Source organism: Paenibacillus sp. GQ49 (assembly GCF_059759055.1).
Genome location: NZ_JCAXEL010000046.1, coordinates 1 through 781 on the forward strand (window position 1 = coordinate 1; position 781 = coordinate 781).

Genomic DNA, 781 nt, shown 5'->3' on the forward strand with positions numbered 1-781 from the left:
TCGGCTTTGGAACTGGTCGCCGCCTCTTCAATCAAGGCTTTTTCCAGTCGACCGATGCGTTGCTCGATCTCGTCCATGGCATGAAGGTACTCCGTAAACGCAATCTGCATGGGCACATTCGGGAAGGTCAGTTGTCCAAGCCATACGCGATATTTTTTCGTCCAGCGACGTTTGATATGTTCCGGCGGATGGATCTGGTGGCGCAATAAAAATTTGAGTACGCGTTGACGAGCCCGGTGAGCATCTTCTTTTGCCGATTCGCGTGCCCGAACCAATTCACGAAGCGCCTCATCTTCACGTGCTGGAACGTAAATCGGTGTAAGCTCGCCTGCACGGAACAGACGTGCCAGTTGCTCGGCATCCCGTCGATCTGTTTTCACATGATCGCCGGAGCGTTTCGGAATGAGTGAAGGGGCAATGACGACACAGGCAGCTCCCATCGATTCGATCCAGCGGTAGGTTTCGTAACCTGTAGGACCGGCCTCATAACAAAACGACAGGGTGCTTGCCGGGCCCAGTTCTTTGATGAGTTTGCGTAAGGCAGCAGCCGTATGAGCAATGGTACCGTAATACCGGGGCTTGTCGTGACCCTCGTCAGCAATAGCGACAGAAATTTTTTCTTTGGATACATCTAAACCGATGAATTTTGTGGTAGACTTCATAGGGATAGCTCTCCTTTGCTGTGTAGCTCTGAAATGGTGGTCTTCTTACTGTCCATTTTAACCTACGATGTGCAGCAATATGGAGGGCTATTTTTTGCGGTTACGTTCATCATAGCTAG

The 781-nt window shown here is 50.7% G+C and carries 1 protein-coding gene; it reads right to left on the minus strand.

Features of this window, described 5'->3' with window-relative positions; genetic code table 11:
- Positions 1-662: IS110 family RNA-guided transposase (locus tag AC6CIF_RS31820; RefSeq protein WP_498202754.1), on the minus strand; the 662-nt coding region annotated here is incomplete at its 3' end.
- Positions 663-781: the final 119 nt, after the last annotated feature.